This window comes from Stygiolobus sp. CP859M (genome assembly GCF_037389975.1).
Taxonomy (GTDB): Archaea; Thermoproteota; Thermoprotei_A; order Sulfolobales; family Sulfolobaceae; genus Stygiolobus.
Window position 1 is genome coordinate 102086 of record NZ_JBBHKS010000019.1, and the last position, 13332, is coordinate 115417.

General features: G+C 38.7%; 11 protein-coding genes, 1 pseudogene and 1 CRISPR repeat array. Of the genes and pseudogenes, 2 read left to right on the forward strand and 10 right to left on the reverse strand.

What is annotated here, in order from left to right; genetic code table 11:
• Nucleotides 1-132 precede the first annotated feature (132 nt).
• The 3 genes from WIW72_RS09125 to WIW72_RS09135 all read right to left on the reverse strand — a co-directional run bounded on the left by WIW72_RS09125 (nt 133) and on the right by WIW72_RS09135 (nt 1784).
• Nucleotides 133-951, reverse strand: coding sequence for a DUF973 family protein (locus WIW72_RS09125; protein WP_337721403.1), 819 nt, complete (start codon nt 949-951; stop codon nt 133-135).
• Between the two features lie 255 nt (nt 952-1206).
• The gene (locus tag WIW72_RS09130) at nt 1207-1560 is read right to left on the reverse strand and encodes a type II toxin-antitoxin system VapC family toxin (protein WP_337721404.1); all 354 of its coding nucleotides are present in this window, start codon (nt 1558-1560) and stop codon (nt 1207-1209) included.
• On the reverse strand, nt 1557-1784 hold the full coding sequence (locus WIW72_RS09135) for an antitoxin VapB family protein (RefSeq protein WP_337721405.1): 228 nt from the start codon (nt 1782-1784) through the stop codon (nt 1557-1559). Before WIW72_RS09135 ends, WIW72_RS09130 begins: the two co-directional genes overlap by 4 nt.
• A 511-nt stretch (nt 1785-2295) precedes the next feature.
• Here WIW72_RS09135 and WIW72_RS09140 point away from each other — a divergent pair.
• Nucleotides 2296-2481, forward strand: coding sequence for a hypothetical protein (locus WIW72_RS09140; protein ID WP_337721406.1), 186 nt, complete (start codon nt 2296-2298; stop codon nt 2479-2481).
• Nucleotides 2482-2620: 139 nt separating this feature from the next.
• Nucleotides 2621-2782 carry a hypothetical protein gene (locus tag WIW72_RS09145; protein ID WP_337721407.1) on the forward strand — a complete coding sequence of 54 codons (162 nt, stop codon included), beginning with the start codon at nt 2621-2623 and terminating at the stop codon, nt 2780-2782.
• 194 nt (nt 2783-2976) lie between these two features.
• On the opposite strand, the pseudogene WIW72_RS09150 reads toward WIW72_RS09145, so the two are convergent.
• The 7 genes and pseudogenes from WIW72_RS09150 to cas4a all read right to left on the reverse strand — a co-directional run bounded on the left by WIW72_RS09150 (nt 2977) and on the right by cas4a (nt 13295).
• Nucleotides 2977-3160: pseudogene (locus tag WIW72_RS09150) on the reverse strand (hypothetical protein).
• Between the two features lie 1045 nt (nt 3161-4205).
• Nucleotides 4206-8878: direct repeats of the CRISPR family, unit length 24 nt; unit sequence GTTAATCCTCAATGGAATTGAAAG.
• A 912-nt stretch (nt 8879-9790) separates the two neighbouring features.
• On the reverse strand, nt 9791-10321 hold the full coding sequence (cas4, locus tag WIW72_RS09155; protein WP_337721408.1) for a CRISPR-associated protein Cas4: 531 nt from the start codon (nt 10319-10321) through the stop codon (nt 9791-9793).
• The gene (cas2, locus tag WIW72_RS09160; protein WP_337721409.1) at nt 10284-10559 is read right to left on the reverse strand and encodes a CRISPR-associated endonuclease Cas2; all 276 of its coding nucleotides are present in this window, start codon (nt 10557-10559) and stop codon (nt 10284-10286) included. Before cas2 ends, cas4 begins: the two co-directional genes overlap by 38 nt.
• Nucleotides 10560-10835: 276 nt before the next feature.
• Nucleotides 10836-11024 (reverse strand): hypothetical protein, encoded by a 189-nt coding sequence (locus WIW72_RS09165; protein ID WP_337721410.1) that lies wholly within the window; start codon nt 11022-11024, stop codon nt 10836-10838.
• A gap of 4 nt (nt 11025-11028) precedes the next feature.
• A complete protein-coding gene (cas1, locus tag WIW72_RS09170; protein ID WP_337721411.1) occupies nt 11029-11946 on the reverse strand; it encodes a CRISPR-associated endonuclease Cas1 in 918 nt (305 codons plus the stop codon).
• Nucleotides 11947-11949: 3 nt separating this feature from the next.
• On the reverse strand, nt 11950-12459 hold the full coding sequence (locus tag WIW72_RS09175) for a hypothetical protein (protein WP_337721412.1): 510 nt from the start codon (nt 12457-12459) through the stop codon (nt 11950-11952).
• Nucleotides 12456-13295 carry a type I-A CRISPR-associated protein Cas4/Csa1 gene (gene cas4a, locus WIW72_RS09180; RefSeq protein ID WP_337721413.1) on the reverse strand — a complete coding sequence of 280 codons (840 nt, stop codon included), beginning with the start codon at nt 13293-13295 and terminating at the stop codon, nt 12456-12458. Before cas4a ends, WIW72_RS09175 begins: the two co-directional genes overlap by 4 nt.
• Nucleotides 13296-13332: the final 37 nt, after the last annotated feature.

The following is a 13332-nucleotide window of genomic DNA, read 5'->3' on the forward strand; positions in this document are numbered from 1 at the left end:
TCGTATAAACCATGAAATGTACAAGTGAGGTGAAGGAGAGGATGATAAAAAATAATTGGCATAACCAGGCCCTCATCATTGACTTAAAAGGTTCTGACTTTAATGTAACATACTGAGAATAGGAAAAGAGAGCTAGCACTGGCCGACGTATTTGACGGCAACTTGAATAGTAGTTCCGTCACTAAGACCGAGACTCAATTGATATACAGAGCCTGGCTGGAACGTGTTACCAGAAGTGTTCGGGAAGTATATTGTCACAGTATTTATCCCCGGTGTAAGAGGTATCTCGCTGCTATAAGCCTGTAATTCAGTACCCACAATTGCACCACTAACAATTTGAACATTTGCGTTAGAATGCAAAGTAAATACCGCTTTTACTGTACCATTAGGTAAAGTGCACATAGTTCCAGTCCCTACTTGGTTCACTGTCGGCAAGCCGTAATATTCCTCCATGTTAGCTACAACGCTTATTTGTTCGCCATTACTTAACGTAAGTATAATATTATAGCTCTGCATATTACCCAACTCCTGTTGCGTCACGGAATTAAATGTGATGACTACACTATTTTCGCCTGGGAGTAAAGTATTAGGAGTTATGTTAGTACTGGATATTGAAGTACCACGAATACTGGCGGAAGTTATAGTTATCTTTCCCGTAGAGTTCAGGGTGATATTAGCTATTAGTTCATTGTTGAAAGGATTATAACATAAGGTCCCCCCTTGCGGGGTTATAGCAACTCCACCGGTTATAGCAACTCCACCACTGTGGTACATAACGAGGAAAACTGCTAGTACTGCAACTACTACAGCTATAATACCGCCTACAGCACCTACTATAATTTTGCTTGACGACTTTTTAGGAGGATAAGGTGTAAATTGGTAGCCACACCTTTGGCAAAACAATGCATCGTCCGGATTGGGATAACCACATCGTGGGCAGATCTTAGTCATGGTTCAACCCTAGTTGTAGTTTTAATGTAGATTTTAATAAAGATTTCTCAAGCTACTACAATCAACCTAAATATACTACTGAAAAATTACCGCTTAGAGGTCCACACGCAATTTTATCGATTTCCATTATTCGTCAAAAGTTTAAGCAATTACTTGGTTTAGACGTTCACTATCAGTAGTAGCTAGGTGAAAGAAGGCACTTTATAAACTCTCCCTCAGACTGGGAATGTTAAGTTATTAATATCCACGCTGAACTTAATGAATTAGCTTGACGTCTACGTAGTCCTTCACTGCCAAGAAGTCCTTGTCCTTCGTCACTAGCTTCTCGTTATAAGCCTTAGCTGTTGATGCTATTATCAAATCTAAATCAGCTATCAACTTACCTTTGCCCTTCAGCTCATAATACAACTCAGCATATTCTACCGCTACCCTCTCGTCGATCGGGTAAATATTGTAAATCTCCTCCAACTCCTTAAGGGCTTCAGACCTCTTCTCCTTATCTAAAACTCTTAACACTTCCATTAAGGAAATAACTGAAATGGAATCCCCCGGATTAGCAATTCTTCCCCTTAGGAAATCTATTAAAACTGAAGTGTCTATTAACGTCATAACTTAAACTCCTCGTGCATTTCCTCATGGCTCTCCTCTATTCTTTTAATATCATCCTCGCTCAGTATCTCCCTTAACCTCGTTAAACCCCTCTCCGCCCTCTTTTTCTTGTATTCATTAACTAATAAGAGCAAAAATTCGTCCCAACTTAGGTCTCCCTTCTCCCTTTCCAACTTCTCTTTGACCTCTTCGGAAACGGAAATGGTAGTTATCCTCTTACTCATAATTATTAATTAATAATTGTTCCTAAAAAAGGCTACTCGTAAATAGAATACGTCTGCGTTGACTCAACAGTCTTCTTTATTGACGTAGCAGAATAAAGCTTTAGGTTTCACAAAAGACGGGTTTAGGTTGGAGAGCGAATACGTGGTAAATGAGATAAGATGAATATCCCTCTCCAAATTTTGTGGGAAAAGTGAAGGGCTAGAGATGCATGAAAATGAATAGCTTTATATCACTTATTGGTGCGAGGGATTATGTTTGCCACGGATAAGAGTAACATAAGTCCTATTCTTATCAGCACAATTCACATCTAGTCTTGTTTCCGTAATCCTTACTGAAAAACTGATAAAAATAAACTAAGGAAAACGTCACTTAAATATGCGTTCTCCTTATTTCCGCTTTTCCTCTCGACTTCTTTTTTCTTTTACAGAATGATGTTGTATTATCTGTAATATACATCATTCTCTAATACTCTTCCTACTCTCTTACAATTAGCGAGGCAATTCCCTCGGCTTGAACTTACTATCGGGCTTAATACCCGCGTTCCTAGTGAACCAATTAGCGATAATAGCTGACCAGTCCCCTTTAACGATCCTCTTGGGTTTCATCTTTTTGGCGATCACTGAAACAGCAGCTGGGGTCATTTTGAGAAACATGTTAGCCGGAGGGGAAATATTACCTTATTTCTCGTCCTTGTGATAATAATTATTAATAGTGTATCTTACATACTAGGTACAAAATTAACCACAGCTAGTGGGTAAACGCAATACTTATAGCCTCACCATTTTATTTCACTACCTCATTAACCACGCAAGTACTCCGCTCTAAGTATAAACCTATGCAAACTTCCACAACACCCCCAGTACACTTCTTAATAAAGGGACCACCGAAAGGCGTACAAGTAATGATCACCGTTAACGGAAAGAAATACATAGCAAAAACTAATACCTTACGTTTCGTGATATCAGAGAAGAATGCTGTTAATTTTGACTCACAATGAATTCACTTTTTAATACTCAAAACCTTATATCGTTGTATTTCAGTTATTTCCAACATAGAGAAAAAACGTAAAAAGTACACGATTTAACAGCGTGAAAGGTTTCACATCCTTCTGGGGGTAAGTTATCAACACTAGTAGTAATTTCATACTGTGATACTGGTACAAATAAAGGTAGGTTGGGTGATTAGATGTGTTTACTCGTGGCGTAACTTTTCCTTACTCTCAATTCCTTCTAATTCCACCACGGGCACCCCTCTTAAGGGATCACACACACATTCACCCATTGGGGCTGGTCGAGGGGAACATCACTGCCCTCCCATCCACACTTTTATCACTCCCCAAACCTCGTGAGCAGTGCCCGTCATCAGTTAGGGGGATTGTAAATAAAAACTACTACTTCGGTAATACTGTATATAAACACAACTTGTCAAAACGATATTTAGATTAAAAATAACGAGTAGTTACGTAGAAGCGTTACAGTCTATCTATATACTCATTATGCACTTATTCCTACCATTACCGTTATTGTCTGAACCTTGCCTATCAAATGTAATTTTCCTGAAACTGTCGTTAATCTCTTACGATAAAGTGACTTTACGGATAGTCTGTTGATTACCGGTTATTGAAGGATAGGGTAGTTGTAGATAAGTTACACGAGTTCACCCATGGGTTACCTAAGTTATGATGAGAAGAAAGAGTTTTGAAATGGGTTAACGAGTTGTACAACATCATTACTTCCACTCTAAAAAAAAAAAACAAAGTAAAAAAAGTCAGTTGAAGAAGGTTGTACAACATCACTACTTCCACTTTTGGTTAAAAAACGCTTTAGAGATTACCTAGAGACCATACTCTTTTTTTCTTAATTTCACATAGATATACCTACAAGTTTGCTCCCTACCCTCCTTTCAGCATATTTAATCAAATAATCGTATTGATACGTCTGTAAAGGATAGTCAACGCAGGTCTATTTAACTCGTTCTCTGGAGAACGATCACACCAACATTAAAATGCATACAATGAACCGTACTGAGGAGTCGCTAATTAAGACTTATTTTTAGCTTACTAACCTCATGTCTCTTTAGAACAGTATTTGAATCGACAACCTAAACGCCGATACGTCTGTAAAACTGGCCCAGGTTAATCTTCTCTCCCGATGAAATTTCTATATTGTAGTTCCATAGTGTTAGTTAGTTAAATAGTTATATCCCCCTTTTTATTCCCAATTTTTGTTGGGAGTTTCTTTCAATTAATCAGTGAACAAATAAATTCTCTTTCTAGGTAACGTCAAACGCAATTCTATTCATCAAAATCCTAAAATGACACGGGAGTAAGCAAAATTCAGTAATGACAAAAACATTAAGGACAATAAAACTTATATAAGAGAAGAGTAGAGATAAGTTATGAAATAGTATAAAAACCTTCAGTTAATCCTAAATGGAATTGAAAGTCATACCGATGACGAAGTATAGCATTATCCTTCCCATTGGTTAATCCTAAATGGAATTGAAAGTTTCATCACCAAACGTTTGTGCTAGTGTTTTAATGATTTCGTGTGTTAATCCTAAATGGAATTGAAAGTTCAACTACATGATGCTCTTGTAGAACCTGTTGCAACTCCGTTAATCCTAAATGGAATTGAAAGTTTTTCCTGTTAACGTCAAAAGCTAGCCTTATCCAGGAAGTTAATCCTAAATGGAATTGAAAGACCTTTTTAACGGTTCTGTTTTCGCGTCTTCCGAAACGATGTTAATCCTAAATGGAATTGAAAGAACGTTATTCCGGCGTATATATAACCAACGTTTATCCCCTCCTCGTTAATCCTAAATGGAATTGAAAGGCCGAAAAGTCGTAAGGAACTCCTCAACGGAAGTACTCGTTAATCCTAAATGGAATTGAAAGGATATGTTACGTTGTCACCACTTTGGTAGGTGAAATCTAGTTAATCCTAAATGGAATTGAAAGTATCCATATATTATACGCATCTCCGGTTCCCCTCAGCTTGTTAATCCTAAATGGAATTGAAAGTTGACACTCTGAAAATCTAGCTGAAGTATCCATGAGTGTGTTAATCCTAAATGGAATTGAAAGTTGACTTCCAGCTGGGTAGCCATTTCGGCCCCCCGACTTGTTAATCCTAAATGGAATTGAAAGATAAGAACATCTAATGTATATGCTTCCGCATCATATTCTGTTAATCCTAAATGGAATTGAAAGTGTAAAGGTGTCCTTAAGCATCTTTATCCTCATCCTTAATTGTTAATCCTAAATGGAATTGAAAGATGCCACGCCAAAAGGTGAGTAGTATCTTTCACCGCCTGCAGTTAATCCTAAATGGAATTGAAAGTGCTATCGCCAAATACTTCGTTACGGGGTCATACTCGAAGTTAATCCTAAATGGAATTGAAAGCCGCCCCCCATGGAGTATTCCCCTCAGCCAGAGGAATACTCGTTAATCCTAAATGGAATTGAAAGTATATTTCGGAAGTTACGTTACTTTACCTGGATACTTCCAAGTTAATCCTAAATGGAATTGAAAGCGACCCATCCCTTCAGAATATATCTCTTTAACCTCGGCAAGTTAATCCTAAATGGAATTGAAAGGCCAAACAAGACCAGAGCTTGACGTCTAGACCTGATATAGGTTAATCCTAAATGGAATTGAAAGTAGTTAATGTTCCTATCCAGGCAGGAGGGTCCTCAGGGTCCCCAGTTAATCCTAAATGGAATTGAAAGCGCATACGAGGTGTATGGAGTCCCCTTCGTATATCCTCTCCGTTAATCCTAAATGGAATTGAAAGTATCGTGAGAGTTAGGTCTTTTTACTAAAAAAGTAGGGATGTTAATCGTAAATGGAATTGAAAGATCACATAATCAACAAGTACTCCGTGACGACAAACGTGAAGGTTAATCCTCAATGGAATTGAAAGTTTTATCTTTGTACTTGTAAAAATCTCAATTTCTTGACAAGTTAATCCTCAATGGAATTGAAAGATCAAATATAGCCTCACAATTTATAAATGATGCCTACGGAGTTAATCCTCAATGGAATTGAAAGAAGGAATGCCTATGGGGGGCGGAGCTGGCAAAAATTCTGTTAATCCTCAATGGAATTGAAAGTCCATTATTATCTACAAATTTAACTTCTATTTTATTGTCTGGTTAATCCTCAATGGAATTGAAAGTTATAGCTTTCATATGTAAAGCCCAGAGTGTCCTTAAGTTAATCCTCAATGGAATTGAAAGTTTTTTATCACCTCATGATGATTATTCCAATTACGATTAATATGTTAATCCTCAATGGAATTGAAAGCAATATTTTTCCATCTGCAGTGCAATAATACTTTCTTACCGTTAATCCTCCATGGAATTGAAAGAGCATACCAGACCCACACTTTCCCATTGGTAATGTTCGCAGTTAATCCTCAATGGAATTGAAAGAACTAGCGCTAACCTAACTAGTTTACCCTCCTTACCTCACCAAGTTAATCCTCAATGGAATTGAAAGGTCACATAATTAAGCGTGGCATCGGGAGTAACTTGAACTAGTTAATCCTCAATGGAATTGAAAGAGCGGAGGTAGCCTGGGGTATGGGAGACACAGTAGAATTAGGTTAATCCTCAATGGAATTGAAAGGAGAACATGTCACACACACTAATAATCAAAATTTCTAAAGTTAATCCTCAATGGAATTGAAAGTTATCACCTTCAGCATGAAAAGCCTGGGCATTGTGAAGAGTTAATCCTCAATGGAATTGAAAGATAAATGCCCGTGGAAGGGTCAGGACTATGTTACATGCTATGTTAATCCTCAATGGAATTGAAAGCATTAATGTAAATTGTTGATCTTCTGTTCAAGTCTATCTAGTTAATCCTCAATGGAATTGAAAGTGATGCTGTAGCGGAGAGGGTTATTAGTTCTGATGTTTCCTGGTTAATCCTCAATGGAATTGAAAGGACCAGAAGCAACACCAGAAGTCGATGCTACCACATCACGTTAATCCTCAATGGAATTGAAAGCATTTTTGCGGTCAAAACAAGATGACTAAATACCGTTATCATGTTAATCCTCAATGGAATTGAAAGTTTTTACTTTTCAATAACCATGTGTGATGCTTGACTGTACTTGTTAATCCTCAATGGAATTGAAAGGAAGGGATGAACTCCGTACGAGTTCGGAAGATGATGATACGTTAATCCTCAATGGAATTGAAAGTCGAACATCAGCTTAAATATGCTCATATAGGATCCAGGGACGTTAATCCTCAATGGAATTGAAAGTTATTTTTTCGATACGACTTTCATAACTGTTTATCTTGTTGTTAATCCTCAATGGAATTGAAAGTCATAAAACTTCATCAAGTATAACCTCTTCCCCACCTTATAGTTAATCCTCAATGGAATTGAAAGTTATATACTACCTTAATGATAACAGTTACGGGTTGGACATGTTAATCCTCAATGGAATTGAAAGCCTTAATGTGGTAGAGCTCGTGCCCGTTCACGAACTCCTTAAGTTAATCCTCAATGGAATTGAAAGTTTGAAGAAAATCCTAGCGGAACTCCAGTCAGACGGTGTGAGTTAATCCTCAATGGAATTGAAAGGAATTTTCAATAAACCTTATATTCGACTGTATCGTTGTAGTTAATCCTCAATGGAATTGAAAGCCTAGTTTGGTTTATCAGTAACGCTGCGAAACCGAAGGACTGTTAATCCTCAATGGAATTGAAAGCAACATAGACACGTTCGACAACAAGGTAGTCTCCCTGGAACAGGTTAATCCTCAATGGAATTGAAAGACGTACGGGGTCGCGGACTACCTCAAACCCGAACGCTTTTATTGTTAATCCTCAATGGAATTGAAAGAATTCCTTAGCTATCTTCAGCCTGGTGTATCCGTTAATTAACTGTTAATCCTCAATGGAATTGAAAGTAGTTAAACGGCATTGAAAACTGAGGACAAACCTGGGGACTGTTAATCCTCAATGGAATTGAAAGATCAGCAAAGAGTAATGCTAGCATTGCCGTTTACTCACCTGTTAATCCTCAATGGAATTGAAAGAGCATGTCAGACCTACCTGTTCCCACTCATAGTGGGAGCAAGTTAATCCTCAATGGAATTGAAAGGTTGCACAGCTACTGCGTTTGTTAGTACACTTGATACGTTAATCCTCAATGGAATTGAAAGTTGTTGTCCTATCAATATAACACTGTGCATATCGAACACAATTCGTTAATCCTCAATGGAATTGAAAGCAAAAGGTAGACCTTAAGGGACTTCTCAGGTTTTTTGAGGAGTTAATCCTCAATGGAATTGAAAGCTTCTTATAGTCATTACCCCTCAGCTTAGCGAAGTCCCAGTGTTAATCCTCAATGGAATTGAAAGGCAGATTTGAAAAAGACAAAAAGCGTGGTATAATATTGTAGTTAATCCTCAATGGAATTGAAAGGAGTTAAGAAGAAGGCTTCTTCTAGTCTCTTACTATCTAAATTGTTAATCCTCAATGGAATTGAAAGCACATTAACACTTGTTGTTTTGTCCTAGTATCGTATACTACGTTAATCCTCAATGGAATTGAAAGAAAACAAATAGGTATAACAGCTAACGATGCCGAAGATTTCAGTTAATCCTCAATGGAATTGAAAGACTTTTACGGAAAATCTCACTCTCGATCTCGGAAAGCTCTGTTAATCCTCAATGGAATTGAAAGATAAAATAGGCTTTCACATTCCTCCTCAGTTCCATTACTTTCGTTAATCCTCAACGGAATTGAAAGAACCCCTGTCCGCTCACTGAATATAACGTCTTTGAGCCTTCGGTTAATCCTCCGTGGAATTGAAAGGGTACGTTAGGGACTGTGAACCAGCCTCAAAATGCTGACTAGTTAATCCTCCGTGGAATTGAAAGAATTCATTTCCAGTTCGTAAAGGTGAAGAAATCGTTCTAAGTTAATCCTCCATATAATTGAAAGTGCCAACCCCGGTACCCATCGAGGAACCCCGAGAGTAAGGTTAATCCTCCATGGAATTGAAAGGCCCTTCAATTGAGTTGTAGCTGAAAGTTTATATACATGTTAATCCTCAACGGAATTGAAAGATAATATAGCTAATACGAAAAACCTCATATCGTAAGATTCGTCAACAAAAACGTGATATTCATTCACTGGATAATAACACTTGGAAAGATTTTAAAAGCCTTTCATCCCCCTCGGGCTAACCCCGACGGGTCAAGTAGGCTTTTCATCGGAAAGCCCTCAATTAATTATTATCTTAAAGGAATAAAAAGGGTATCGGACTATGGGTATTTCCTTAAGTCGAATTTACACCAGATCGGAAACCTCTTAAGAGGGGTGTGCCCGTTCTGAACTAAAAGTAAGGAAAAGTTACGCCACGGGTAAACACTTTTTACACATCAAAAGAACCTTGGGCCTTAAGCTTTCACTCTTCTGTTTTTCATTATCAAAACTTCTAGTAGTAATTACACGTACTGATTGAATTTTTTCTTAGCAGCTGAGGAGTTTATACAATTATTCTCACGTCGTAGATTTAATGTTAGGATCTAGCCTCATTCTTTGCTCAATTTTTTAAAATTGGATGAGAAGAAAAGCTTAATAGTTGAAAAGATAAGTAATGAATTAGGGATGAGGGGGTCAGGTCAGCTTCCGGGCATCCTATCATAGGTCAACTCGTGTTGTGTACATCATCCCCTCATCCCCATTTCTACTTCTGCAAAGACACTTTTAAAAACTTTTTTGTTTTTATCTTAGCCCTTTTATTATCACAATACGAATATTATAACAGTTCCTTTGTTTCATTATTTTCTTTTACTTTACAAAGAAAGGGGTTAAGGGGGTGCCCGTTCGGAACTAAAAGTAAGGAAAAGTTACGCCACGGGTAAAAAACACTACAACTATAAATTTTACTGCCTTTCTTTCTTTAATAACCTACTATTTTGGAAATGACTAATAGCTTAATATTCTCACGAGAGGACTTAATGACGCACGGATCTCTAAAAGCTATAAGTTGTTACGGGGCAAACTCTCCTATACTGACAGAAGTCGCACTTATCCTTGTTAACTATCGGCGGTCTATCACTCTTTATAACTTCCTCAATCTTTTTCACTACGTGATCCACATACGTGTAGTGCTCTTCTGTAGGCTCTAATTCTAACGCGACTTTACCGTTCATGAAAAGTATAGCCTTTTCAACTACTCCTAAACTGTGTCTGACCAAGTAGGCGTAGGCCATTAACTGATATCTGAAGTGCGAGAAGTTTATCCTCCTATACGCTTTGTTTTCCACTACCGTGAAACTCTTCTCCCCCGCTAAGATGTCTACACAACCGTGAAGTGATCTGTACTTAAGGCACACCTCATACTTAATAGGCTGAGGTAAGTTCAGAGACTTCGCTGCCTCCTCATGAGATACCTTTTTACCCTCTTCCATCGAAAAGGTCTGAGGTTCTCTGAAACCCATTACGTAGTTAATCCAAGGTATTGCCTTACAGAAGTGGTACTGCTTCACGTCCGACACTGTCACCACTTATTACCACCCTCCTCTCCCAGTCCCTAAGACCTAAAGGGATTATATGTAGTATGTCTTCCTTACCGTTTACGAGTTTCTCACATATCCTCACCAAGTCCTTATAACGCTGTGGATCTAAGTCACCTACGAACGCACTCCTTTGTATCCTACTCAGACCTAACCTCTGTAATTCCTTAGCTACTTTATTCCTCTTATCGTTTTCAGAAATATCGTAGACTACTAACACCCACACATACCCCACCCTGAAAACTGATTAAACCACATAAAGTAATCCTACCTACAATAACAGCGTTCAAAGTCTGAAAGCCAATTACATTTATATAGCTTTTACCCTCATAGGCACCATGGATAGGTAAGCTGTAAATAACAACCTCACTAAAACGTGGATTTTTTCCCACGTGGAGATCTTGATAATGCCCGAACTCAGCTAAATTTGTACTATACACTTTAGAACTACTTAAAGGATTGACCCTAGAATCGAGTTCAAAATGGAATAGGGCACTCATTACTACCGCCTCGCGTCCAACCCTTTATGAACAAGTAAAACAACTTTAACTACATTGGACGAATGGTGGTCATGCAACAACAACCACCCCCACCACCAACTGTACCACAAAAAGACATTAGACGAACGGTGGTCATGCCTTCCTCTTTGCCTGCTACTAACTCTGTCCACCACTATTGAAATTTGGCTCATCGTTTCACCACACCTTTACGAAGCCCTTAAACTTCTCTTCTCCCCTAACTGCTGACGCTAACTTTAGGGCGTAAGCCCTTATAGCTTGGTTACACGTCCTCACTTCACCTAACTCGTCCTTCACTCTAGAGTTCAACGCATTAATTACAGCGTCAGCTATCTTCTTCCTGCTCTCCAAATCAAGTATCCCTTCAACAACTTTAGGTTTAAACCCTTGTTCAACGACTAATGACACGAGAGGAAAGTCCACAGTTACCGGTTTAAACATTTCAGAAAAGTCATATACAAGACTAAGCTTACCGCTCCTATCCTTATGTATAAACCCCGCATAGGGATCCAATCCGACTAACTGTAATGCCCTTTGTACGTTAGAGTAAAGTATGGCATAAGCGTAATTAAATGATACGTTATACTCATCACTACTCTCAGGGTCTCTACCTTTCATAGGTATAATCCTGCCTATTGCATGCCAATAAAACCTTGCTGCAGTAGGCTCATCGTCAACCTTAGCTTCTATTTCCTTGTAATCATTACCTTCTATACCTAGCCTCTTAAACCAATATTTTATGTGACTAGCTTGGTTTTTCACCTTAGCCCTTATTATCTCCTTCGGTATATCTGTCTCGCCTTTTAGTATAGTTAGGTACTGTCCTTTTCTCGTGTCCACAGTCTTTACGGGGTCTGAGTGAAACAACCTACCGAAAGGTAGTCCCCTTGAATCCAAGAACACTATATCTATTCCGTGGTCTAAAGCCAACCTTATCGCCTTAGAGGTTATGCTTACGCCTGAGGTCATAATTAAGATCTGGTCTACTTCAGCTGGGGAGATATTCTTTGTTTTAGTGCCTTTCTTACTCAACACAAAAGTCCTACCTTTCGCTGAAAGCCTTATCCCGTAATCGGTTATTTCCAAAGCCTTCATGATTTAACGCCTCCATAACTGATAAGGTGAGTATAACAGTTTCCTATTAACTAACGATATCAGCTCTTTATTTAAATCGTCTATTTCAGGTATTGATATAACGTGATTTTTCTGGAAAGATTTTAGTGTCTCACTGACACAGCTCACTAAATTAGAGGCCTTTTTTAACAACACCCTTTTACCTATTCTGGATTTACTGATAATCACTGTCAGTAGATAACAATCAGACCTTGTATTGTAAACACTGGGTTTGTTATTTAATTGATTTTCTTTTGTCTTTTTATCTCCCACTTTTTCTGCAAGGTACATGGAGATGGGGAGCTGTTCATCTGGACTGCTAATAGTCGTTCTTTCATCTGAATTATCCCTCACCCCATACAATTTGGCCCTATGTCCCAAACGAAGTCTTTTACCCCCAGTCTTACTTTTCAGCCCTCCTTTCCTTACCTTGCCTTTTATCTCCAACGCAAATAGGATTTCAGTGGAGTTAAAGGTGGAGTCTCTATTACTCATCTCCAACACACTCCGTAGAACGGACAGTTTTCAGGACACTTCACGGGTTTACCCGGGTCTCTTCCGTTCTGTATCAGGTCTATTACCTCGTCCCTCTTATCTAGGAAGACTCTTCTCAAGTCGGGTGATATATAATGACCTTCAAACCTTATCTCCACATCGTTAGGATAACCGTTAATATACACGAGGAGACCGTAATCCATAGGAGTCTCTGTTACAGATTCTATTGCTAGGGCATATCCTGCTAAGGCTAACTTGTGGAAGTCCTCTCTTTTTCCGGTTTTAACTTCAATAAGTGTAAATTCCCCTAGAGCATCTATTACCAGCCTATCTGACATACCAATAGCAGAACCGTCTACCCTCACTTCAGTAGACCATGGGAGAAAACCCACCGAGTCTCCACCGTAAAAAGCCTTAGCTTCTGCTAATTGTGACGACCAGATCAAGATCAAGTTACCATAAACTTTCTTACAGTAGTCGTAAATCTCTTGAGGACAGAACTCTTGTTCGAGATAACTCTCCTTAACTATGTCGAATGGGTCCTTACCCATAACATACATCCTCCTCACGTCATTCAACGCCTTCGAGAACACTCTGTGTATCGCTTGGCCGTAAACTAATTGTGACTTTTCACTCCCTCTCTCGTTTAGAACTCTCCTCAAGTAAACGTCTCTCTTCGTAGGACAATAGTCGTATGCAATCTCCCCCATGGTAAGCCCCATATAGCTCTTTGGCTTTACCGGTGGAGAATAATAATGCCAACCTCTTAGCTCGTCGGGTACGGGGTCATATTCCCTTACTCTATGTAGTCTCTTAAGATGTTGCCTCCAGATCATTAAAGCATTATACAAAAGAAGTTAAGATAAGTATTAC

Bases quoted from the DNA above. Each gene is read 5' to 3' on its own strand.
- WIW72_RS09175 (WP_337721412.1), bottom strand. From the start codon at position 12,459: ATGAGTAATAGAGACTCCACCTTTAACTCCACTGAAATCCTATTTGCG.
- WIW72_RS09165 (WP_337721410.1), bottom strand. From the start codon at position 11,024: ATGAGCCAAATTTCAATAGTGGTGGACAGAGTTAGTAGCAGGCAAAGA.
- WIW72_RS09125 (WP_337721403.1), bottom strand. From the start codon at position 951: ATGACTAAGATCTGCCCACGATGTGGTTATCCCAATCCGGACGATGCA.
- cas1 (WP_337721411.1), bottom strand. From the start codon at position 11,946: ATGAAGGCTTTGGAAATAACCGATTACGGGATAAGGCTTTCAGCGAAA.
- WIW72_RS09130 (WP_337721404.1), bottom strand. From the start codon at position 1,560: ATGACGTTAATAGACACTTCAGTTTTAATAGATTTCCTAAGGGGAAGA.
- WIW72_RS09145 (WP_337721407.1), top strand. From the start codon at position 2,621: ATGCAAACTTCCACAACACCCCCAGTACACTTCTTAATAAAGGGACCA.
- cas4a (WP_337721413.1), bottom strand. From the start codon at position 13,295: ATGATCTGGAGGCAACATCTTAAGAGACTACATAGAGTAAGGGAATAT.
- WIW72_RS09135 (WP_337721405.1), bottom strand. From the start codon at position 1,784: ATGAGTAAGAGGATAACTACCATTTCCGTTTCCGAAGAGGTCAAAGAG.